Below are 21,967 nucleotides of genomic sequence, written 5' to 3' on the forward strand. Positions count from 1 at the left end.
CGGCGTTCTTGGGTAGACCCGATTGCCCGTCCACCGCCCGTAAAAGGCAGCGGACCGGGCAATTGTTATGCTGCCAGCAACTGGCGCAGCACGAACGGCAGGATGCCGCCGTGTTTGTAGTAGTCGACTTCGATCGGCGTATCGATACGCAGCAGGACCTTGACTTCCTTGGTTTCGCCGTTGGCGCGATGGATCACCAGGGTAGCGTCTTGCTGCGGCTTGATTTCGCCGTCGATGCCTTTCAGGTCGAAAGTCTCGTTGCCGGTGATGCCCAGGGTCTGGACGCTGTCGGTGCCAAGGAATTGCAAAGGCAGCACGCCCATGCCGACCAGGTTGGAGCGGTGGATACGCTCGAACGAACGCGCAAACACAGCCTTCACGCCCAGCAGCTGGGTGCCTTTGGCCGCCCAGTCGCGCGACGAACCTGTGCCGTACTCTTCACCGGCAAACACCATGGTCGGCACGCCGTCCTTGACGTATTGCATGGCGGCGTCGTAGATCGAGGTTTCTTCGCCGCTCGGCTGGAACAGCGTGATGCCGCCCTCAATCCGCGAACCGTCCGGTGTCGGCGGGATCATCAGGTTCTTGATGCGGACATTGGCGAAGGTGCCGCGCATCATGATTTCGTGGTTGCCGCGGCGCGAGCCGTAGGAGTTGAAGTCGGCTTTCAGCACGCCGTTGGCGACCAGCCACTTGCCGGCCGGGCTGGATTCCTTGATGGAACCGGCTGGCGAGATGTGGTCGGTGGTGATCGAATCGCCGAACACGCCCAGCGCGCGGGCGCCGGTGATGCCGGTGGCAGCTGCCTTCGGCACCATGGTGAAGTCCTGGAAGAACGGCGGTTCGGCGATGTAGGTCGATTTCGGCCAGTTGTAGACTTCGCCGCCGGCGACGCCCTTGATGGCTTCCCACAGCTTGCCCGGTGCGCCCTTGACGTCAGCGTAGTTGGCCTTGAAAGTCTTGGCATTCATCGCGAACTTCATCAGCTTGGCGACTTCCTGCGAGGTCGGCCAGATATCGCCCAGGTAGATGTCCTTGCCGCCCTTGCCCTTGCCGACCGGTTCGGTCATCAGGTCGCGCGTCATGTTGCCGGCGATCGCGTAAGCGACCACCAGCGGCGGCGAGGCCAGGAAGTTGGAGCGGATGTTCGGATGGATACGTGCTTCGAAATTGCGGTTGCCCGACAACACGGCCGACGCCACCACATCGTTCTTGACGATGGCTTCGTTCATGGCTGGCGTCAGGTCGCCGGCGTTGCCGATGCAGGTGGTGCAGCCGTAGGCAGTGACGCCGAAGCCGAGTTTTTCCAGGTACGGCAGCAGGCCGGCCGCTTCCAGGTACTCGGTGACGACGCGCGAGCCAGGGGCCAGCGACGTCTTGATGTGGGCAGGTACCTTGAGGCCGGCTTCAACCGCTTTCTTGGCCAGCAAACCAGCCGCCAGCATGACGCTTGGGTTGGAAGTGTTGGTGCAGGAAGTGATGGCAGCAATCAGCACATCGCCGTTTTGCAGCTTGACGCCGTCGGCGTTGGTGTAGGTCGCATCCAGGTCTTCCACTTTCTTGTTGAAGCCGTTTTCTGCGATAGGCTTGCTGAACAGTTCCGCGAAGTTGGCTTTGACGTTGCCGATTTCGATACGGTCTTGCGGACGCTTTGGACCCGCCAGCGATGGCGCAACAGTAGCCAGGTCGAGTTCGACCACGGTGGTGTAGTCGATGTCGCCGGCCTTTGGAATGCCATACAGGTTCTGCGCCTTGAAGTAGCCTGCAAACGCGTCGATTTCCGCCTTGCTGCGGCCAGTGCCTTCGAAGTATTCGATGGTCGCATCGTCAACCGGGAAGAAGCCCATGGTGGCGCCGTATTCAGGCGCCATGTTGGCGATGGTGGCGCGGTCGGTCAGGCTCAGCGAGGCAGTGCCTGCGCCGAAGAATTCGACAAACTTGCCGACTACCTTGGCTTTGCGCAGCAGTTCGGTGATGGTCAGCACCAGGTCGGTGGCGGTGACGCCTTCGCGCAGCTGGCCGGTGAGGTTAACGCCGACTACGTCCGGTGTCAGGAAGTAGACCGGCTGGCCCAGCATGCCGGCTTCCGCCTCGATGCCGCCCACGCCCCAGCCGACTACGCCGATGCCGTTGATCATGGTGGTGTGCGAATCAGTGCCGACCAGGGTGTCCGGGTAATACACCGAATCCTTCTTGTGGACGCCACGCGCCAGGTATTCCAGGTTGACCTGGTGGACGATGCCGAAGCCGGGAGGCACGACGCCGAATGTGTCGAATGCCTGCATGCCCCATTTCATGAACTGGTAGCGCTCGTTATTGCGCTGGAATTCCAGTTTCATGTTGAGGTCGAGCGCCTTCTTTTCACGGAAGTGGTCGATCTGCACCGAGTGGTCGACCACCAGGTCGACCGGCACCAGCGGTTCGATGTTCTTGGCGTTCTTGCCGAGCGAAGCGGCGACGTTGCGCATCGCGGCCAGGTCGGCCAGCAGCGGCACGCCGGTGAAGTCTTGCAGCACTACGCGCGCCACCACGAACGGGATTTCGTCGGTGCGGGCCGCAGTAGCGCCCCAGCTGGCCAGCTGCTTGACGTGTTCTTCGGTGACTTTCTTGCCGTCGCAGTTACGCAGTACGGATTCCAGCACGATACGGATCGACACCGGCAGGCGCGAGATGTTGACGCCAAGTTTTTTCTCCAGCGCAGGCAAGGAATAGAACTTGCCTTTCTTGGAGTCGGAAATCTTGAATTCCTTGAGTGTGTTCAACGTGTTGCGGGACATGATTTCTCCTGGGGTTTTCAGCTGGTTTTTCAATTTGATTACAAGCTATGAGCTGGATCGGCAGGCGCCTCGGCCGGCAGCAATTCTTGCTCCGCCGATTTGCATTCGTTGGCCAGTTGCAGGCCTTTTTTCGAATCGAGCAAAATGCCCTTGGCCGGGATGCCGATCCAGAGCAGGCCGTATTTGCGGTTTTCAAAACGGTTGGCGCCGGTGGTGGTCGGCACGCGGGTCAGGCGGTGCAGGGCTTTGCCCCAGCGCAGTGCGATGTGCTTGTCGTCTTCGGCGTTGGTGAAAATGGTCAGCTTGTTGCCGAGCTCGCACTTGTAATCGATGGAAACCGAAGTCTTGACGTCCGGCGTGCCTTCATCCTCGCCGTCGTCGACTTCTGCCGGCGCTGCTTTTGCAGCTGGCTTCTTGGCTGCTTTCTTGACGGTTTTCTTGGCGCTGGTCTGGGCTTGCACCTGCGGTGCTGCAACTGCCAGGCCGGCGCACAGCAAAACTAAAATAGACAGACTCTTTCTCATTTCCATTGCTCCATAATATATGTCGTGTGCATCCCGCTTTTCTTGTAAGGGCGGGCGCGGTTATAACAAAGTTGCTGCGCCTTCAGGTAGTGCGACACCGTTGTTTTTTGCACGCTGCAGGACACTCCAGTAGTAACGGTAACTGGCGCGGTCATGCAGCGTGCCCTCGTGTTGTATCGGTCCCCAGTCCGCCTGCCGGGCTGCAAGCAGGATCTGTGCCGCAGCGGCTATCTCGGACTGCGGCGGGGTGAATGCGTTCAAGATCGGCCTGATCTGCTGCGGATGGATGCTCCACATGCGGGTATAGCCGAATTCGCCGGCGGCGCGGCCGGCATCGGCAGCGGCGCTGGCGCTGTCCTTGATGTCGGTGGTGACGTTATGCGACGGCACTTTGCCGTGTGCATGGCAGGCCGCGGCGATTTCCAGCTTGGCGCGGGTGACCAGCGGATGGCTGAACTGCGCCGGCGAACGCATCGCTGCGCTGGGAATGGCGCCGAAGTGCGCCGAAACAAAATCCATGATGCCGAACGACAGCGACTGCACCTGGGGCAGGGCGGCGATGGCGAAGACGTCGGCCAGCGCACCATGCGTTTCTATCAATACATGGACCGGCAGCGCCTGCCGTCCGGCCTGGCTGCTGTGGTGTTCTATCAGTGCGATGGCGGCGCTGACTTCGGCCAGGCTCTCGGCCTTGGGCAGCATCAGGTAAGCCAGCCGCCGCGCCGCGCCTTTGCAGATGATTTCTACGTCTTGTTCGAAAAAGGCGCTGCCGCTATCGTGCACGCGCGCGCCTATGCGCTCAAAGCGGTTGTCGGCGCCGCCGATGACGGCTGCCACCAGTTGTGCATGCGCTGCTTCGTTGCCGGCGCTGGCGCCGTCTTCGCAGTCGAGCGTGATGTCGAATACCGGACCCAGCTCCTGCTGCAGCGCGACCGACTTACGCATGAGCTTTTCAGCGCCGGCGTAATGATCGCAGACCGGTAGCGAGACCGGCTGCTGCTTGCCTAGGAATAAGACCTGGGTAGGATGCATTGCGACTTTTTTGTTGGGTGTGGCGGTAAAAAAATTCTGTATTCAAGCGCTGCATGGCAATGGCTGTGTTGCCATGCAGGTGCTGCGGGTGTACGTGCCTGAGGGGATTAGCCGACCAGGTGTTTCACGCCGTCACGCTCTTCTTGCAGTTCTTTCAGCGTGATGTTGATGCGCTCTTGCGAGAAGGCGTCGATTTCCAGGCCCTGGACGATTTTGTATTCGCCGTTTTCAGTGGTGACAGGGAAACCGAACATGGTGCCTTCAGGAATGCCGTAAGAACCGTCCGATGGCACGCCCATGGTGGTCCACTTGCCGTTGGTGCCGAGCACCCAGTCGCGCACGTGGTCGATGGCAGCGTTGGCGGCCGAAGCAGCCGACGACAGGCCGCGCGCTTCGATGATCGCCGCGCCGCGCTTGCCGACGGTCGGCAGGAACACGTCCTTGTTCCAGACCTGGTCGTTGATCAGGTCCTTGACCGATGCGCCGTCGGCTGTCGCGTAGCGATAGTCGGCGTACATGGTAGGCGAGTGGTTGCCCCAGACGAACAGTTTTTCGATGCTGGCGACCGGCTTGCCGATCTTGGCCGCGACTTGCGACAGGGCGCGGTTGTGGTCCAGGCGCAGCATCGCGGTGAAGTTCTTGGCCGGCAGGTTAGGCGCCGATTTCATGGCGATGTAAGCATTGGTGTTGGCTGGATTGCCGACCACCAGCACCTTGACATTGCGCGAAGCGACGGCATCCAGCGCCTTGCCTTGCACCGTGAAGATCTGGGCATTGGCTTCCAGCAGGTCCTTGCGCTCCATGCCTGGGCCGCGCGGACGGGCGCCGACCAGCAGGGCGACGTCGACATCCTTGAATGCGGTCAGCGGATCGCTGTGGGCAGTGATGCCGGCCAGCAGCGGGAAGGCGCAATCGTCGACTTCCATGATCACGCCCTTAAGCGCTTTTTGTGCTTTTTCGTCAGGGATTTCCAGCAGTTGCAAAATGACCGGTTGATCTTTGCCGAGCAGGTCGCCGTTGGCGATGCGGAACAGGAGGGAATAACCGATTTGACCAGCGGCGCCGGTAACGGCAACGCGCAGAGGGGACTTAGCCATGTTGAATCTCCAGAGAGAGTTAAAAATATTTGCGGGACAGAGTTTAAGAGCCACCGCAGCGTGGCGAATTACTCTGTCCCCAACCGTTTAAACAGAACGGTTAAATAACAAAAATCCTTGTAAATGGAAGCTGTGACTTAGCTACGCAACCTCCAATGATACCGGCGAAAGCCGCGTGCGTCAGTTTGTTTCGCTTTGAGCAGGGAGCCGGAATTCACGGCTTGCATCTCTTGCATGAAACACGATCTGAGCGCGGCGCCAGTCGTCAATTAGTGCTTATGCCCGCGAGTTTAGGCTTGGCAACATGGTATGTCAATCAATATCTTATGTCTTATATAAGACATATCATTGCGCATTTTTTGCTGGACGACAATGGGTGTTTTATGGTGAAATCTGAGCTTATGAGTTCCATCCCGTCCAATGTGAGCAGTGACCCCGCCAGCCAGAGCGCTGCTGTTCCTGCATCTCCCTCGGCATCGTCGCCGACCTTCAGTCCCCTCTACCAGCAAATCAAGGCGCTGATCATGCAGCGCCTGCAATCCGGCGAATGGAAGCCGGGCGAACTGATCCCTAGCGAAGTCGAGCTCGGCAACCGTTTCAAGGTGAGCCAGGGCACGGTGCGCAAGGCGATCGATGAGCTGGCCGCGGAAAACCTGCTGGTGCGGCGCCAGGGCAAGGGCACGTTTGTCGCCACCCATCACGAAGCGCGTTCGCAGTTCCGTTTCCTGCGCCTGATGCCGGACAGCGACCAGCCGCAAGTTACCGATAAAAAAGTGATCGAGCTCAAGCGCCTGCGCGCGCCGGCGGAAATCGCGCGCCTGCTGGGCATGAAATCGGGTGACTCGGTGGTATATGTCAAGCGCGTCATGGCGTTCGACGGCGTGCCGACGATACTCGAAGAGCTGTGGCTGCCCGGCGCGCTGTTCAAGGCACTGACGCTGGAGCGGCTGGTGGAATACAAGGGGCCGATGTACGGCCTGTTTGAAACCGAATTCGGCACGCGCATGATCCGTGCCACCGAACAGATCCGCGCCGCCAGCGCCGATGCCGATGCGGCGCAGTTGCTGGCGGTGGAGAAATCGTCGCCTTTGTTGTGCGTGGAGCGCGTCTCTTTCACCTACGGCGACAAGCCGGTGGAAGTGCGGCGCGGCTTGTATGTGACCAATCGTCATCACTACCAGAACGAGCTGAACTGAGCTGAGTAGATTGACGCGCCGGCTCCCTGTCGATACCGACGACTGGTGGCAAAATGGCAAAGCACCAGGGTGAGCGCTGGTGATCGCCGGTGATTATTTGCAATATTGAATAATAACTATTGGTGTGCTGCACAAAAATCGGCGAAAATTGCGGGATTGCGCTTTAGTCGCAAATTTTTAAACTGAGGAGAACCCTGTTATGTCTGAAGCCGCGAAACCCAATCGGCCACAGTTTCGTAATATAAACATTACTCAAATTGTCGGTTACCGCTTGCCGCTGGCAGGCATTATTTCGATTTTGCATCGCATTAGTGGCTTGTTGATGTTTTTGCTCTTGCCTTTTATCTTGTTCTTGCTGGATAAAAGCCTGGTATCTGAAAGTTCTTTCGAATACTTCAAAGGCTTTACGTCGAACTGGTTCGTAAAGCTTGTCATCCTGGCCCTGTCCTGGGCTTACCTGCACCACTTCTGCGCCGGCATCCGCCACCTCGTCATGGATAACCACATCGGCCTGACCAAGGATAGCGCGCGCAAATCGGCTGCCGGTGTCCTGATCATCAGCGTGCCGCTGGCGCTGATCGTTGCATTGAAACTGTTCGGAGCATTCTGATGGCTGACAACAATATTGGCGGCAAACGCTTGGTAGTAGGGGCGCATTACGGTTTGCGCGACTGGCTGGCGCAGCGGGTTACAGCAGTGGTCATGGCTGTTTACACCATCATTCTCCTGGTTTCTTTCCTCACCGCCAGCAATTTCAGCTATGACGGCTGGGCGGGCCTGTTTTCGCATCAGTGGTTCAAGCTCGCGACGTTCGTGACGCTGATGGCGCTGTTTTTCCACGCCTGGATAGGCGTGCGTGATATCTGGATGGATTATGTCAAGCCGGTTGCAGTGCGCCTGGTCTTGCAAGTTGCCACAATCCTGTGGTTGGTCGGTTGTGCCGGATGGGCGGCGCAGATTTTGTGGAGAGTGTAATCGTGGCAGCTATTAAATCCACAATTCCTACACGCCGCTTTGATGCGGTAATCGTTGGGGCCGGTGGTTCCGGTATGCGTGCTTCGCTGCAGTTGGCGGAAGCTGGTTTGAATGTTGCGGTATTGTCGAAAGTATTTCCTACCCGTTCGCACACGGTGGCGGCGCAGGGCGGCATCGGCGCTTCGCTCGGCAACATGTCCGAGGACAGCTGGTACTGGCACATGTTTGACACCGTCAAGGGCTCCGATTACCTGGGCGACCAGGATGCGATCGAATTCATGTGCCGTGAAGCGCCAAAGGCCGTGTATGAGCTGGAGCACTTCGGCATGCCGTTCGACCGCAATGCCGACGGCACCATTTACCAGCGTCCGTTCGGCGGCCACTCGGCCAACTTCGGCGAAAAGCCGGTAGCGCGCGCCTGCGCCGCTGCCGACCGTACCGGCCATGCGCTGCTGCACACGCTGTACCAGCGCAATGTGCGCGCCAAGACTCACTTCTTTGTCGAGTGGATGGCGATCGACCTGGTGCGCGATGCCGAAGGCGACGTCATCGGCGTTGTGGCCCTGGAAATGGAAACCGGCGATGTCATGATCCTGGAAGCCAAGACCACGGTCATGGCTACCGGCGGCGCAGGGCGTATCTGGGCGGCTTCGACCAATGCCTTCATCAATACCGGCGACGGCATGGGCATGGCGGCGCGCGCAGGTTTGCCGCTGGAAGACATGGAATTCTGGCAGTTCCACCCGACCGGCGTGGCCGGCGCTGGCGTGCTGATCACTGAAGGCGTGCGCGGCGAGGGCGGTATCCTGATCAACGCCAACGGCGAACGTTTCATGGAGCGTTATGCGCCTACCTTGAAGGATCTGGCGCCGCGCGACTTCGTCTCGCGTTCGATGGACCAGGAAATCAAGGAAGGCCGCGGCTGCGGTCCGCACAAGGATCACGTGATGCTGGACCTGCGCCACATCGGCGCCGAAACCATCATGAAGCGCCTGCCGTCGATCCTGGAAATCGGTCACAAGTTTGCTAACGTCGACGCCTTGAAAGAGCCGATCCCGGTCGTGCCGACCATCCACTACCAGATGGGCGGTATCCCGACCAATGTATATGGCCAGGTAGTGGTGCCGAAGAACGGCATCCCGAACGCAGTGGTCAACGGCTTGTACGCGATCGGCGAATGCGCCTGCGTCTCGGTGCACGGCGCCAATCGCCTCGGCACCAACTCGCTGCTGGACCTGGTGGTGTTCGGCCGCGCGGCCGGCAACCACATCGTCGACAGCAAGCTCAAGGAACGCAGCAACAAGCCTTTGCCGGCAGATGCCGCCGACGTCGCCCTGGCGCGCCTGGCCAAGCTGGAAACCAGCACCGGTTCCGAGCGTGTGCAAGACGTGGCCGGCGATATCCGCAAGACCATGCAGCACTACTGCGGCGTGTTCCGTACCGACGAGCTGCTGCAGCAAGGCTACAAGGAAATCATGGTGCTCGACGAGCGGCGCAAGCATGTTTCGTTCAAGGACAAGTCCAAGGTCTTCAACACCGCACGTGTCGAAGCGCTGGAACTGGACAACTTGATCGAAACCGCCAAGGCCACCATTACTTCCGCCGCGGCCCGCAAGGAATCGCGCGGCGCCCACGCGCATCGGGATTATGAAAAGCGTGATGACGAAAACTGGATGAAGCATACCTTGTGGTACTCCGAAGGTAATCGTCTCGACTACAAGCCAGTGATCACCAAACCGCTGACAGTTGATACGTTCAAGCCAAAGCCACGCACATTCTGATTTGCCGCGGCAGGGCGGTGCACGATACCCCTGCCGCGCAATTAACAAAAAGGTATAGCCATGTCATCACGTACTTTGAAATTCAAAATCTACCGTTACGATCCCGATAAGGATGCCAAGCCTTACATGCAGGACCTGACGGTAGAGCTGCTGCCGACCGACAAGATGCTGCTGGATGCACTGCAGCGCATCAAGGCCGACGTCGACGATTCGCTGGCGCTGCGCCGCTCCTGCCGCGAAGGCGTGTGCGGTTCCGACGCCATGAACATCAACGGCAAGAACGGCCTGGCCTGCACTACCAACCTCAACGAGCTGACCGAGCCTATCGTCCTCAAGCCGTTGCCAGGCTTGCCGGTGATCCGCGACCTGATCGTCGACATGACGCAGTTCTTCAAGCAGTACGAATCGATCAAGCCGTTCCTGATCAACGACAACATCCCGCCGGAAAAAGAGCGTCTGCAAACACCGGAACAGCGCGAAGAGCTGGACGGCCTGTACGAGTGCATCCTGTGCGCATGCTGTTCGACTTCCTGCCCGTCGTTCTGGTGGAATCCGGACAAGTTCGTCGGCCCGGCCGGCCTGCTGCAAGCCTACCGCTTCATCGCCGACAGCCGCGACGAAGCCACCGGCGCGCGCCTGGACAACCTGGAAGATCCGTATCGCCTGTTCCGCTGCCGTTCGATCATGAACTGCGTCGACGTCTGTCCGAAGGGCCTGAACCCTAACGCAGCCATCGGCAAGATCAAAGAACTGATGGTCCGCCGGGCAGTATAAAAGAGAGTAAGCAGGGCGGCGAGACTTACTAGTCTTCCCGCCCTTGTCGTTGCGGCAGTTTTAGAACTGTTTGTCGAAAGCGCCGATTGGCGATATCAAATAGAATAAGTGGGTTCCATGTCTATCATCCATCAAGCCGACCCTGCCAACCGAGCCCGCCTGCGCTGGCGTGCGCGCCGCGGCCTGCTTGAAAACGACCTGATACTCACGCGTTTCCTGGATGCAAACGAAGCCAGCATGACGGACGACGATGTCGACGCTTTTTCGCGTTTGATGGAACTGTCCGACAATGAACTAATGGATTTGCTGCTGGTCCGTAAAGAACCGGACGGCTTGCTGGATTTGCCGCAAGTGCATGCCCTGTTAGCTAGAATACGCACTGCTTGACAAGCTCATAAACCTGTATCTTCGCTGGCGGCGACGGCCGCGGAAGAGGTTGACCAGCTTGCAGGCGCGTCTTTTGTTTTTTGATTTAGAGTCACCTTTTGATTGAGGAAAGAGCCATGACCACCGCTGATACAAAAGCCACACTATCGTTTTCCGATGGCAGTCCATCCGTAGAATTTCCTATTTACAAGGGTACCGTCGGCCCTGAAGTCATCGATATCCGCAAGTTGTACGGCGCTACCGGCAAATTCACTTACGACCCGGGCTTCATGTCGACCGCGGCGTGTAATTCGTCGATCACCTACATCGACGGCGACAAGGGCGAGCTGCTGTATCGCGGCTACCCGATCGAGCAGCTGGCGGTCAATTGCGACTTCCTGGAAACCTGCTACCTGCTGCTGAACGGCGAACTGCCTAGCGCGGCTGAAAAGAAAAAATTCGACGCCACCGTGACCCAGCACACCATGGTGCACGAGCAGATGCAATTCTTCTTCCGCGGTTTCCGCCGCGATGCGCATCCGATGGCGGTGCTGGTCGGCACCGTCGGCGCCTTGTCGTCGTTCTACCATGACTCGCTGGACATCACCGACCCGCGCCATCGCGAGGTGTCGGCCATCCGCCTGATCGCCAAGCTGCCGACCCTGGTCGCCATGGCGTACAAGTACAACGTCGGCCAGCCATTCGTCTACCCGCGCAACGAATTGTCGTACAGCGCCAACTTCATGCACATGATGTTCTCGACGCCGTGCGAAGAGTACAAGGTCAACGACGTGCTGGTGCGCGCGCTGGACCGTATCCTGACCTTGCATGCCGACCACGAGCAGAATGCTTCGACTTCGACCGTGCGCCTGGCCGGTTCCAGCGGCGCCAATCCGTTCGCCTGTATCGCTGCGGGTATCGCCTGCCTGTGGGGTCCTGCCCACGGCGGCGCCAACGAAGCAGCGCTGAACATGCTCAAGGAAATCGGTTCGGTCGACAAGATCCCCGAGTTCATCGCCAAGGTGAAAGACAAGAACTCCGGCGTCAAGCTGATGGGTTTCGGCCACCGCGTCTACAAGAATTTCGACCCGCGCGCCAAGCTGATGCGTGAAACCTGCTACGAAGTGCTGAACGAGCTGGGTCTGCATGACGACCCGTTGTTCAAGCTGGCGATGGCCCTGGAAAAAGTCGCGCTGGAAGATGAATACTTCGTTTCCCGCAAGCTCTATCCGAACGTCGACTTCTACTCCGGCATCGTGCAGTCGGCGCTGGGCATCCCGACCTCGCTGTTCACGGGTATCTTCGCCATGGCGCGCACCGTCGGCTGGATCGCGCAATGGAATGAAATGATTTCCGATCCGGAACAGAAAATCGGCCGTCCGCGCCAGCTGTTCGTCGGTTCCAAGACCCGCGACGTGCCGCCGATCGAAAAGCGCGGCTAAGCCGGGCATGAGCAGGTAATAGCAACACAAAAACAGCGAATCCTTGGATTCGCTGTTTGCATTTATGCAGGTTATGCTATGCTCTTGTTCTGTGCTGTGTCATGCGGCCAGAAGCAGTGAAAAACGGTAGCAAAAATATGTGGTGAACGTGTTTTGAAGGGCAGGCAGCACCCGAATTCAGAAAAAAAGCAGTTGTAGCAAAGAACACATAGCAATAGAGCCCTTCCCCACAACTTGATGTGCAATCCGCTAACCGGTCAGGCCGTGTCGCGGAAGGTTATGTTAACCCGCTAATCTCGCGAAACGCGAAGAAAGGTGAGCAAGATGATGCAACAATACCGCTCTAATTCTTATCTCTTCGGAGGTAATGCACCGTACATTGAAGAGCTGTACGAGTCTTACCTCGACAATCCCGGTTCAGTTGCCGACAACTGGCGTGCTTATTTCGACGCCATGCAGCACGTGCCAGCCGTCGACGGCTCCGACAAGCCTGACGTAGGCCACGCTTCCGTCATCGCCTCGTTTGCAGAGCGCGCCAAACACGGTCCTATCCGCACCATCTCCGCTTCGGCCGACGCTGAAATGGGCCGCAAGCGCGTTGCCGCAACGCAATTGATCGCTGCCTACCGTTACCTCGGTTCGCGCTGGGCCAACCTGGACCCGCTGCAACGCCAGGAACGTTCCGTACTGCCGGAACTGGAGCCAAGTTTCTACGGTTTCACCGATGCCGACATGGACATCGTGTTCAACATCAGCAACACCTACTTCGGCACCGAAACCGCTACGCTGCGCGACCTGCTCAATTCGCTGCGCGACACGTATTGCCGTTCCATCGGTACCGAATACATGTACATCAGCGATCCGACCGAAAAACGCTGGATGCAAGAGCGCCTGGAGTCGACCCGCTCGGCGCCGGTGTTCACCGCCGAGAAGAAAAAACACATCCTCGACCGCCTGACAGCGGCCGAAGGCCTGGAACGCTACCTGCATACCCGTTATGTCGGCCAGAAGCGTTTCTCGCTGGAAGGCGGCGAAAGCTTCATCGTGTCGCTGGATGAAACCATCCAGCGCGCCGGCGAAAAGGGCATCCAGGAAATCGTGATCGGCATGGCCCACCGCGGCCGCCTGAACGTGCTGGTCAATACCCTGGGCAAGATGCCGCAGGAACTGTTCGCCGAATTCGAAGGCAAGCACGCCGACGACTTGCCTGCCGGCGACGTCAAGTACCACCAAGGTTTTTCGTCCGACATCACCAGCCCAGGTGGCCCGGTGCATTTGTCGCTGGCGTTTAACCCGTCGCACCTGGAAATCGTCAACCCGGTGGTTGAAGGTTCGGTCAAGGCCCGCATGGAACGCCGCGGCGATGCCGACGGTTCGCAAGTGCTGCCGATCCTGGTGCACGGCGACGCCGCATTCGCCGGCCAGGGTGTAGTGATGGAAACCCTGAACCTGGCGCAGACCCGCGGCTACGGCACGGGTGGCACGGTGCATATCGTGATCAACAACCAGATCGGCTTCACCACTTCCGATCCGCGCGATTCCCGTTCCACGCTGTACTGCTCGGACGTGGTCAAGATGATCGAAGCGCCGGTGCTGCACGTCAACGGCGACGATCCTGAAGCGGTGGTGTACGCGACCCAGATCGCGCTCGACTACCGCATCGAGTTCAAGAAAGATATCGTGGTCGATATCATCTGCTTCCGCAAACTGGGCCACAACGAGCAAGATACGCCGGCGCTGACCCAGCCGCTGATGTACAAGAAGATCGGCCAGCATCCAGGCACTCGCAAGCTGTACGCGGACAAGCTGGTGGCGCAAGGCACCATCGGCACTGACGATGGCGACGCCATGGTCAAGGCCTTCCGCGATGCGATGGACGCCGGCAAGCACACCATCGATCCGGTCATCACCAACTTCAAGAGCAAATACGCGGTCGACTGGCTGCCGTTCCTGAACCGCAAGTGGACCGATGCTGCCGACACCTCGGTGCCGGTGACCGAACTGAAGCGCCTGGCCGCACGCATCACTACCGTGCCGGAAAACTTCAAGGTCCACGCGCTGGTTGAAAAAGTACTGAACGACCGCGCCGCCATGGGCCGCGGCGAGCTCAACCTCGACTGGGGCATGGGCGAGCACCTGGCTTACGCTTCGCTGGTGTCGTCGGGTTATGCGATCCGCCTGACCGGCCAGGATGCCGGCCGCGGTACTTTCGTCCACCGCCACGCGGTGCTGCATGACCAGAACCGCGAGCGCTGGGATGCCGGCAGCTATATTCCGCTGCAAAACGTCTCCGACCAGCAAGCGCCGTTCAAGGTGATCGATTCGGTCTTGTCGGAAGAAGCGGTGCTCGGTTTCGAATACGGTTATTCCACCGCGGAGCCAAACACGCTGACCATCTGGGAAGCCCAGTTCGGCGACTTCGCCAACGGCGCGCAAGTCGTGATCGACCAGTTCATCAGCTCCGGCGAAGTGAAGTGGGGCCGCGCTTCCGGCCTGGTCATGATGCTGCCGCACGGTTACGAAGGCCAGGGTCCTGAGCACTCGTCGGCACGCCTGGAACGTTACCTGCAGCTGTGCGCAGACAACAACATGCAAGTGGTGCAGCCGACTACCGCAGCGCAGATCTTCCATCTGCTGCGCCGCCAGATGATCCGCCTGTTCCGCAAGCCGCTGGTGATCATGACGCCGAAATCGCTGCTGCGTAACAAGGATGCCGGTTCGCCGTTGTCCGACTTCACCAAGGGCAGCTTCCAGACCGTGATCGGCGAGGTCGACGACAAGATCGATCCTAAAAAGGTCAAGCGCGTCATCGCTTGCTCCGGCAAGGTGTATTACGACCTGGTCAACGCCCGCAAGGAACGCGGCCAGACCGACGTCGCAATTATCCGTCTGGAACAACTGTATCCATTCCCGCACAAGGCGTTTGCTGCCGAGCTGAAGCAGTTCCCTAACTTCAACGAGCTGGTATGGACCCAGGACGAGCCGCAGAACCAAGGTGCATGGCTGCAGATCCAGCACAACATTTTTGAAAACCTGGACGAAGGCCAGAAGCTTGCCTATGCAGGCCGTCCAGCCAGCGCATCGCCGGCGGTCGGTTACTACGACAAGCACTATGCGCAGCAAAAAGCGTTGCTGGATACGGCATTTTCCAAGCTCAAAGGCTTTGTTCTGACAAAATAATCGGCGTCTTGTCTAATCGACGTTTTATCTAATTAGTTGGGGACAGAGTAATTCGCCACGCTACGGTGGCTCTTAAACTCTGTCCCACAATAGGCATGAATATCGGAGAATTAAATGGCTCTTCTAGAAGTAAAAGTTCCGCAGCTGTCGGAATCGGTTGCTGAAGCGACCCTGTTGACATGGCATAAAAAAATCGGCGACGCTGTCAAGCGCGACGAGAACCTGATCGATATCGAAACAGATAAAGTGGTGCTCGAACTGCCGGCGCCGGCCGACGGCGTGATCGTCCAGCTGCTCAAGGGCGACGGCAGCACCGTGGTGGCGGATGAAATCATCGCAGTGATCGACACCGATGCGTCGGCCAAGGTCAGCCCGATGGAAGTGGCAGCCGTGCCGGTGCCGCAAAGCGGCAACGCGCCGACGCCAATCGCCGCGCCTGAACTGCAATCGAAATCGGCTGCCGGCATCGCCATGCCTGCTGCGGCTAAACTGCTGGCCGAAAACAACCTGACGGCGGCGCAAGTCGACGGCAGCGGCAAGGACGGCCGTGTCACCAAGGGCGACGCCCTGGGCGCCATCGCCAACAAGCCGGCAGCACCAGCACCGCTGGCAGCCGCTCCAGCCAAGCCGGCTCTGCAGCAAGTCGCAGCGCCGACCAAGGCCAACCTGGACGACCGTCCGGAAGAGCGCGTGCCGATGAGCCGCCTGCGCGCACGTATCGCCGAGCGCCTGGTGCAATCGCAGTCGACCAACGCCATCCTGACGACATTCAATGAAGTCAACATGCAGCCGGTGATGGACCTGCGCACCAAGTACAAGGACAAGTTCGAAAAAGAACACGGCGTCAAGCTGGGTTTCATGTCGTTCTTCGTCAAGGCTGCGGTTGCGGCGCTGAAGAAATACCCGATCGTCAATGCCTCGGTGGACGGCAACGACATCGTCTACCACGGTTATTTCGACATCGGCATCGCAGTCGGTTCGCCGCGCGGCCTGGTGGTGCCGGTATTGCGCGACGCCGACCAGATGTCGATCGCCGACATTGAAAAGAAAATCGGCGAATTCGGCGCCAAGGCCAAGGACGGCAAGCTGACGCTGGACGACCTGACCGGCGGTACTTTCTCGATCTCGAACGGCGGCACTTTCGGTTCCATGCTGTCGACGCCGATCATCAACCCGCCGCAATCGGCAATCCTGGGCGTGCATGCGACCAAGGACCGCGCGGTGGTTGAAAACGGCCAGATCGTGATCCGTCCGATGAACTACCTGGCAATGTCTTATGATCACCGTATCATCGATGGTCGTGAAGCCGTGCTGGCCCTGGTAGCGATGAAAGAAGCGCTGGAAGATCCGGCGCGTCTGTTGCTGGACCTGTAAGTCTCAAACCTCGCCAGGCGAGAGCGCCCTGACTCTGTTGTTTCCTAGGGAAAAATGGAGCAGGGCGCGTCGTTTAGGCGGCTAAGTAAATGATGAGCGCCTTGTGACTGTGATTTACTGCGGGCCGGCTGTCCGAGTTGGCGGCAGGTGGCAATGAGTTGGCAAGGCAATAATTCGAAGGATGGAAATGAGCAAACAATTTGATGTCGTCGTGATCGGTGGCGGTCCCGGCGGGTATATTGCAGCAATTCGCGCCGCGCAACTGGGTTTCAATACCGCCTGTATCGATGAATGGAAAAATGCCAAGAATGGCCCTGCGCCGGGCGGCACCTGCACCAACGTCGGCTGCATTCCATCCAAGGCATTGCTGCAATCCTCCGAACACTACGAACACGCCGGCCATGCGTTCGCCGACCACGGCATCGAAGTCAAGGGCCTGGGACTGAACCTGGGGCAGATGCTGGCGCGCAAGGATAGCGTCGTCAAGCAGAACAACGAAGGTATCCTGTACCTGTTCAAGAAGAACAAGGTCACCTTTTTCCATGGCCGCGGTTCTTTCGTCAAGGGCGATGCCGGCGCTTACGAAATCAAGGTCGCCGGCGCTGCCGAAGAAACCATCACTGCCAAACACATCATCCTGGCTACCGGATCCAATCCGCGTGCCTTGCCAGGCACTCCGTTTGACGAAAAACTGATCCTGTCGAATACCGGCGCACTGGCAATTGACGCGGTTCCGGCTAAACTGGGTGTTATCGGCGCCGGTGTGATCGGCCTCGAAATGGGCAGCGTCTGGCGCCGCCTCGGTTCGGATGTCAGCGTACTGGAAGCGTTGCCGACTTTCCTCGGCGCAGTGGACGAGCAGATCGCCAAGGAAGCCAGCAAGCTGTTCACCAAGCAAGGCTTGAAGGTCAGCCTGGGCGTCAAGATCGGCGCCATTACGGCCGGCAAGAATGATGTCACGGTGGAATATGTCGACGCCGCCGGCGCGGCGCAAAAAGCGGTGTACGACAAGCTGATCGTGTCGATCGGCCGTATTCCCAACACCATCGGCCTGAACGCCGAAGGCGTCGGCCTGCAGCTGGACGAGCGCGGCTTCATCGCCGTCGACGGCGACTGCAAGACCAACCTGCCGAACGTCTGGGCGGTGGGCGACGTGGTGCGCGGCCCGATGCTGGCGCACAAGGCTGAGGAAGAAGGCGTAGCGGTTGCCGAACGTATTGCCGGCCAGCACGGCCACGTGAATTTCAATACAATTCCATGGGTGATCTACACTTCGCCGGAAATCGCCTGGGTCGGCAAGACAGAACAACAACTGAAGGCAGATGGAGTAGCATACAAGGCAGGCACTTTCCCGTTCCTGGCGAACGGACGGGCGCGTGCCTTGGGTGATACCTCAGGCATGGTGAAGTTCCTGGCGGATGCCAAGACCGACGAAATCCTGGGTGTTCACATTGTTGGACCAATGGCGTCAGAACTGATTTCAGAAGCCGTGGTGGCGATGGAATTCCGTGCATCTGCGGAAGACATCGCCCGTATCTGCCACGCGCACCCGTCCTTGTCGGAAGCGACCAAGGAAGCGGCGCTGGCAGTCGACAAACGGTCCCTGAATTTCTAAGGGAGAAGCATATGCGCGATTCGTTATCACCGTTGATATTGTCGTTAGGCCTTGCATTGTCCGGCTGCGCGACTACAGCGTCGGATAACGGCCGCGTGCAGATCGAGGCTACATCCGACAGCCAGCAACTTTCCGGCGCCCGCTGCGTGGTGAAAACCGACAGCAGCCGCTGGAATGTGGTCACGCCCGGTAATGTCCTGATCGTTGAAGCCGATGGCGACCTGCATGTGGTTTGCAACAAGCCCGGCTATCGCACCTCGGAAGTGGTGTACCGCGCTCCCCCGGGGCTGAACTCTCCAAGCATCGGCATCGGCGCTACCGGCGGCAGCGGCGGCATAGGCGCGGTCGGCCTTGGTTTGGGGGCAAACCTGCCGCTCAGTTTCGGCGGCAAGGAAAAAGCCTACCCTAGCCGGGTACAAGTTGAGATGGGGCGGTCATAGTTGCTGGATGTACTGCCTGGTTTGACGTGGGTGAGCGAAAGCTCGCCCATTTTTATTTTCGGCGGCTTAATCAAAAAGCATGGTTGGTTTTTTGCTAAGCCGTGAAGCTGGCAAGCTGCTTTTGGCTTTTCATCAAGAATTGAACACACAATGAACGTCTCAGAGTTTTACGAACAGGCGCTGACCCAGCGGGGCTTCCAGGCGGATGATGCGCAGCGGCGCGCGGTTGACCGCCTGCAGCAGGCCTACGATGAATGGGTCGAGTACAAGGCGCAGCGTTCCAATTCCTTCAAGCGCCTGATCCTGCGGCCGGATGTGCCGCGCGGCGTGTACATGTGGGGTGGGGTGGGGCGCGGCAAGTCGTTCCTGATGGACAGCTTTTATTCGGTGGTGCCGGTGGTGCGCAAGACGCGCCTGCATTTCCACGAATTCATGCGCGCGGTGCACCGCCAGCTGGACGAACTCAAGGGCGTCGCCGATCCGCTGGATGAAGTGGCGAAACGGGTCGCGCGGAAATACCGGCTGATCTGCTTTGACGAATTCCATGTGTCCGACATCGCCGACGCCATGATTCTCTACAACTTGCTGAAAGCCCTGTTCGACAACGGCGTGTCGTTCGTGATGACCTCCAACTACGAGCCGAGCACGCTGTATCCGGACGGTTTGCACCGCGACCGCATGCTGCCTACCATCAAGCTGTTGCAAGACAACCTGGACGTGATGAACATCGACGCCGGCATCGATTACCGCAAGCGCGCCCTGGAGCAGGTTGAGAGTTACCATTCGCCGCTCAATGCCGACACCGACCGCGCTTTGCGCCACGCCTTTGCCGGCGTTGCCGAGACCGCCGACGAAGATCCGATAGTCGATATCGAAGCGCGTAAAATAAAGGCCTTGCGCCGCGCCGGCGGGGTGATCTGGTTCGATTTCAGCACCTTGTGCGGCGGCCCGCGTTCGCAAAACGACTATCTCGAAATTGCCAGCCGCTTCCATACGGTGATATTGTCCGGTATCCCGCAGATGTCGGCGGCGATGTCGTCCGAAGCACGCCGGTTTACCTGGCTGATCGATGTGTTCTATGATCACAAGATCAAGCTGATCATGTCGGCCGCGGTGGCGCCGGACCAGTTGTACACGCAGGGCATGCTGGCCAACGAGTTTCACCGCACCGTGTCGCGTATCATGGAGATGCAGTCGCGCGAGTATATGGATAGCGAGCGGCGTTCCGAGGCCGACTCTATTGTGTAAGTACCGCTGTAAAGAAAATAACGTATAGAAATGGATAGGTTTACGTGGAATTTGCCTCTTTGATCCTGGCCCCTTTGTCACCATCGCCAGCAGCAGCGCTGCGGCGCCCGCTCTTGCTGGGCACGGCCGCGCTGCTGCTGGCGCTGTCCGCCGGCGTGCAAGCCGCGGACGCCGCACTGAAGCCGGTTGACCAGCCGGCCGCCGAACTGAGCGCGCGCTACCCGCTGGAAACCCTGACTTCGGTGGAAACCGCGAACAAGGCGCTGACCGATGTCGCCGACGCCAAGGCTGAGGTCGAAGCGCGCGACCTGGAACAGCGGCGCGCCTGCTACCAGAAATTCTTCGTCAACCATTGCCTGGACATCGCCAAGGAACAGCGGCGCCAGGCCATGAAGACCATCCGTCCGGTAGATATCACCGCTAACGCTTTCTTGCGCAAGGACCGCGCCGATGAGCGCGACAAGGCGCTGGAAGTGCACGATGCCGCACAGCCGGCGGAAGCGGCGCAGAAAGCCCAGGACCAGCAGGCGAAAGAGCTGAGCAACGCCGAAAAGGTCAAGCAGGGTACGGCAAAAGAGAAGGAAGTCGCCGCCAATACCCGCAAGCACATGGGCGAGGCCGACAAGCGGGTGGCCGACCACAACGCCAAGTTGCAAAAAGCGCAGCAGGATGAGGCGGCCAAGGCCTCGGAGCGGGCAGCGAATGTGGCCGCTTTCGAAAGAAAAGCCAAGGAATCCGCAGCACGCCAGAAGGAAGTCGCCGACAACAAGGCAGCCAAGGCCAAGGATCTGGCTGCCAAGAAGGCTGCCGCCGCACCTGCGGCGCCGGCAGCGCCAGCAGCATCGACACCGCCGCCGGCTTCCGCGCCGTAAAGGCGGTCAGCCGCGCGGCTTATTACACCGCGCGGCGCATTTTCTTGACGGTATAGTTCTGCGCTTCCTTGGGCAGCGCCACCAGCTTGACGATCGCAAAAGTGCAATTGTCGGCTGCGTGGCCTTCAGCCCGTTTGCGGGTCTTGGTGATCAGCATTTCAGCGGCATCGCGCGGCTTGTTCATGGCGATGGCGGCGCCCAGCTCGTCTTCCGTGAAGTAGTGCCACAGCCCGTCCGAGCACAGCAGGAAAGCGTCGCCGGCCTTGAGGCCGGTATGGCGGCTGATGCTGACCTGGGGCGTATCGGTGCTTGAGCCCAGCGCGTTGAGCAGGATGTTGGAGAGATTGTGCGATTTCGCTTCGCTGCGCGACAGCTTGCCTTCGCTCACCAGTTTCTCGACATAGGAATGATCGATGGTGTGCTCGGCGAAATTGGGGCCGTCGAAGCGGTACAGGCGCGAATCGCCGACATGGCCCCAGGTGGCCGTGCCATCCGGCGACAGCACCAGGATCACCATGGTGGTGTGCGGATCCTTGTCGTTGGAAAAGCCGCTCAGCTTGATGACGGTGTGGGTCTCCAGCGCGATGTTATGCAGCATGGTCTCGACATTGTCGATCAGGGGCGAGAAACCTTCGAATATCTGCTTGGCGGTGCAGATCACCTGCTCGGCAGCCAGCGCGCCGCCGCTGCGGCCGCCCATGCCGTCGGCGAGTACTGCCATCATGTAACCCGGTGCTTTGGGGGCGGTGAATAATGCGGTCCGGTCCTGTTGTTCCTGGCGGTCGCCGATGTGTTGGCCGGTGCCGGCTTCGATCTTGTATTGGCTCATTCGTCTGGGTAGATTAAACTGCATCCTGTTCTAGGTAATTCTGGATCCGGCATTAAATCGCCACTCACTCGCAGCAATGCAGCAAGAAGTTGATGGGAAATATTATACGCAGGAATGATTTTCAACGTGTTTCCGTATGTTAACATTTTCCAACGCAAGAATATGACCATGATCGATCGAGAAGAAATCCTGCGCCGCATTATAGAACTTGAAGTCGAACATCGCGACCTGGATGCCGCCATTCATACCATGACGAATCAGGTCTTGCACGAAGAATTGCAATTGCGCCGCCTGAAAAAGCGCAAATTGCAGCTGAAAGACCAGATCACGCTGTTAAGAATGCAACTAATTCCCGACATCCCTGCCTGATAGCCCACCCCAAGGCTGGTAGGATGGTTATCCAGCCTCTGCTCAGTGTTAACCTCAGTTTTAATTTTAAGTAAGT

At 58.9% G+C, this 21,967-nt stretch carries 19 protein-coding genes; 14 read left to right on the forward strand and 5 right to left on the reverse strand.

The annotated features are described in order from the left end of the window. Positions 1 to 65 precede the first annotated feature (65 nt). From acnA to CFter6_RS10020, 4 genes are all read right to left on the reverse strand, one after another. Positions 66 to 2,777: an aconitate hydratase AcnA gene (gene acnA / locus CFter6_RS10005; RefSeq protein WP_061539802.1), complete on the reverse strand. Its 2,712-nt coding sequence runs from the start codon at positions 2,775 to 2,777 to the stop codon at positions 66 to 68. A gap of 38 nt (positions 2,778 to 2,815) precedes the next feature. Further along, positions 2,816 to 3,301, reverse strand: a complete 486-nt coding sequence (locus CFter6_RS10010) for a hypothetical protein (RefSeq protein ID WP_061542295.1) — start codon at positions 3,299 to 3,301, stop codon at positions 2,816 to 2,818. Between the two features lie 60 nt (positions 3,302 to 3,361). Continuing rightward, positions 3,362 to 4,333: an HpcH/HpaI aldolase/citrate lyase family protein gene (locus CFter6_RS10015; protein WP_061539803.1), complete on the reverse strand. Its 972-nt coding sequence runs from the start codon at positions 4,331 to 4,333 to the stop codon at positions 3,362 to 3,364. 107 nt (positions 4,334 to 4,440) lie between these two features. Beyond that, on the reverse strand, positions 4,441 to 5,430 hold the full coding sequence (locus tag CFter6_RS10020; protein WP_014005729.1) for a malate dehydrogenase: 990 nt from the start codon (positions 5,428 to 5,430) through the stop codon (positions 4,441 to 4,443). A 401-nt stretch (positions 5,431 to 5,831) separates the two neighbouring features. Between CFter6_RS10020 and CFter6_RS10025 the strand changes: the two genes are divergently transcribed. From CFter6_RS10025 to CFter6_RS10085, 13 genes are all read left to right on the forward strand, one after another. Then, positions 5,832 to 6,626: a GntR family transcriptional regulator gene (locus tag CFter6_RS10025; protein ID WP_061539804.1), complete on the forward strand. Its 795-nt coding sequence runs from the start codon at positions 5,832 to 5,834 to the stop codon at positions 6,624 to 6,626. Between the two features lie 199 nt (positions 6,627 to 6,825). Next, a complete protein-coding gene (gene sdhC, locus CFter6_RS10030; RefSeq protein ID WP_061539805.1) occupies positions 6,826 to 7,236 on the forward strand; it encodes a succinate dehydrogenase, cytochrome b556 subunit in 411 nt (136 codons plus the stop codon). Further along, positions 7,236 to 7,601 (forward strand): succinate dehydrogenase, hydrophobic membrane anchor protein, encoded by a 366-nt coding sequence (sdhD, locus tag CFter6_RS10035; RefSeq protein WP_061539806.1) that lies wholly within the window; start codon positions 7,236 to 7,238, stop codon positions 7,599 to 7,601. The genes sdhC and sdhD overlap by 1 nt, the downstream gene beginning before the upstream one ends. Positions 7,602 to 7,603: 2 nt before the next feature. After that, on the forward strand, positions 7,604 to 9,382 hold the full coding sequence (gene sdhA, locus CFter6_RS10040) for a succinate dehydrogenase flavoprotein subunit (protein ID WP_061542296.1): 1,779 nt from the start codon (positions 7,604 to 7,606) through the stop codon (positions 9,380 to 9,382). 60 nt (positions 9,383 to 9,442) lie between these two features. Beyond that, complete coding sequence (locus CFter6_RS10045; RefSeq protein WP_014005735.1) at positions 9,443 to 10,156, forward strand: succinate dehydrogenase iron-sulfur subunit; 714 nt, start codon at positions 9,443 to 9,445, stop codon at positions 10,154 to 10,156. A 117-nt stretch (positions 10,157 to 10,273) separates the two neighbouring features. Next, positions 10,274 to 10,543 (forward strand): FAD assembly factor SdhE, encoded by a 270-nt coding sequence (locus tag CFter6_RS10050; protein ID WP_061539807.1) that lies wholly within the window; start codon positions 10,274 to 10,276, stop codon positions 10,541 to 10,543. Between the two features lie 116 nt (positions 10,544 to 10,659). Then, positions 10,660 to 11,964, forward strand: a complete 1,305-nt coding sequence (gene gltA, locus CFter6_RS10055; protein WP_061539808.1) for a citrate synthase — start codon at positions 10,660 to 10,662, stop codon at positions 11,962 to 11,964. Between the two features lie 324 nt (positions 11,965 to 12,288). Beyond that, the gene (locus CFter6_RS10060) at positions 12,289 to 15,144 is read left to right on the forward strand and encodes a 2-oxoglutarate dehydrogenase E1 component (protein WP_061539809.1); all 2,856 of its coding nucleotides are present in this window, start codon (positions 12,289 to 12,291) and stop codon (positions 15,142 to 15,144) included. Between the two features lie 114 nt (positions 15,145 to 15,258). Next, a complete protein-coding gene (gene odhB, locus CFter6_RS10065) occupies positions 15,259 to 16,518 on the forward strand; it encodes a 2-oxoglutarate dehydrogenase complex dihydrolipoyllysine-residue succinyltransferase (protein ID WP_061539810.1) in 1,260 nt (419 codons plus the stop codon). Between the two features lie 187 nt (positions 16,519 to 16,705). Then, a complete protein-coding gene (lpdA, locus tag CFter6_RS10070) occupies positions 16,706 to 18,133 on the forward strand; it encodes a dihydrolipoyl dehydrogenase (RefSeq protein WP_061542297.1) in 1,428 nt (475 codons plus the stop codon). A gap of 11 nt (positions 18,134 to 18,144) precedes the next feature. Further along, positions 18,145 to 18,573, forward strand: a complete 429-nt coding sequence (locus tag CFter6_RS10075; protein WP_014005741.1) for a hypothetical protein — start codon at positions 18,145 to 18,147, stop codon at positions 18,571 to 18,573. 150 nt (positions 18,574 to 18,723) lie between these two features. Next, positions 18,724 to 19,821 (forward strand): cell division protein ZapE, encoded by a 1,098-nt coding sequence (gene zapE, locus CFter6_RS10080; protein ID WP_061539811.1) that lies wholly within the window; start codon positions 18,724 to 18,726, stop codon positions 19,819 to 19,821. 44 nt (positions 19,822 to 19,865) lie between these two features. Then, positions 19,866 to 20,693, forward strand: a complete 828-nt coding sequence (locus tag CFter6_RS10085; protein ID WP_061539812.1) for a hypothetical protein — start codon at positions 19,866 to 19,868, stop codon at positions 20,691 to 20,693. 22 nt (positions 20,694 to 20,715) lie between these two features. Here CFter6_RS10085 and CFter6_RS10090 read toward each other — a convergent pair whose 3' ends face one another. After that, positions 20,716 to 21,522 carry a PP2C family protein-serine/threonine phosphatase gene (locus CFter6_RS10090; RefSeq protein ID WP_061539813.1) on the reverse strand — a complete coding sequence of 269 codons (807 nt, stop codon included), beginning with the start codon at positions 21,520 to 21,522 and terminating at the stop codon, positions 20,716 to 20,718. A 162-nt stretch (positions 21,523 to 21,684) separates the two neighbouring features. On the opposite strand from CFter6_RS10090, the gene CFter6_RS10095 reads away from it, so the two are divergent. Next, positions 21,685 to 21,891: a YdcH family protein gene (locus tag CFter6_RS10095; RefSeq protein ID WP_170850937.1), complete on the forward strand. Its 207-nt coding sequence runs from the start codon at positions 21,685 to 21,687 to the stop codon at positions 21,889 to 21,891. Positions 21,892 to 21,967: the final 76 nt, after the last annotated feature.

It is taken from the genome of Collimonas fungivorans (assembly GCF_001584145.1).
Classification (GTDB): Bacteria; Pseudomonadota; Gammaproteobacteria; order Burkholderiales; family Burkholderiaceae_D; genus Collimonas; species Collimonas fungivorans.

Excerpts from the sequence above, each read along its gene's own strand:
- odhB (WP_061539810.1), top strand. The coding sequence starts at position 15,259 with ATGGCTCTTCTAGAAGTAAAAGTTCCGCAGCTGTCGGAATCGGTTGCT.
- zapE (WP_061539811.1), top strand. The coding sequence starts at position 18,724 with ATGAACGTCTCAGAGTTTTACGAACAGGCGCTGACCCAGCGGGGCTTC.
- CFter6_RS10025 (WP_061539804.1), top strand. The coding sequence starts at position 5,832 with ATGAGTTCCATCCCGTCCAATGTGAGCAGTGACCCCGCCAGCCAGAGC.
- sdhC (WP_061539805.1), top strand. The coding sequence starts at position 6,826 with ATGTCTGAAGCCGCGAAACCCAATCGGCCACAGTTTCGTAATATAAAC.
- CFter6_RS10010 (WP_061542295.1), bottom strand. The coding sequence starts at position 3,301 with ATGAGAAAGAGTCTGTCTATTTTAGTTTTGCTGTGCGCCGGCCTGGCA.
- CFter6_RS10060 (WP_061539809.1), top strand. The coding sequence starts at position 12,289 with ATGATGCAACAATACCGCTCTAATTCTTATCTCTTCGGAGGTAATGCA.
- acnA (WP_061539802.1), bottom strand. The coding sequence starts at position 2,777 with ATGTCCCGCAACACGTTGAACACACTCAAGGAATTCAAGATTTCCGAC.
- gltA (WP_061539808.1), top strand. The coding sequence starts at position 10,660 with ATGACCACCGCTGATACAAAAGCCACACTATCGTTTTCCGATGGCAGT.
- CFter6_RS10075 (WP_014005741.1), top strand. The coding sequence starts at position 18,145 with ATGCGCGATTCGTTATCACCGTTGATATTGTCGTTAGGCCTTGCATTG.
- CFter6_RS10090 (WP_061539813.1), bottom strand. The coding sequence starts at position 21,522 with ATGAGCCAATACAAGATCGAAGCCGGCACCGGCCAACACATCGGCGAC.
- lpdA (WP_061542297.1), top strand. The coding sequence starts at position 16,706 with ATGAGCAAACAATTTGATGTCGTCGTGATCGGTGGCGGTCCCGGCGGG.
- CFter6_RS10095 (WP_170850937.1), top strand. The coding sequence starts at position 21,685 with ATGACCATGATCGATCGAGAAGAAATCCTGCGCCGCATTATAGAACTT.
- CFter6_RS10020 (WP_014005729.1), bottom strand. The coding sequence starts at position 5,430 with ATGGCTAAGTCCCCTCTGCGCGTTGCCGTTACCGGCGCCGCTGGTCAA.
- sdhD (WP_061539806.1), top strand. The coding sequence starts at position 7,236 with ATGGCTGACAACAATATTGGCGGCAAACGCTTGGTAGTAGGGGCGCAT.
- CFter6_RS10015 (WP_061539803.1), bottom strand. The coding sequence starts at position 4,333 with ATGCATCCTACCCAGGTCTTATTCCTAGGCAAGCAGCAGCCGGTCTCG.
- CFter6_RS10050 (WP_061539807.1), top strand. The coding sequence starts at position 10,274 with ATGTCTATCATCCATCAAGCCGACCCTGCCAACCGAGCCCGCCTGCGC.
- CFter6_RS10045 (WP_014005735.1), top strand. The coding sequence starts at position 9,443 with ATGTCATCACGTACTTTGAAATTCAAAATCTACCGTTACGATCCCGAT.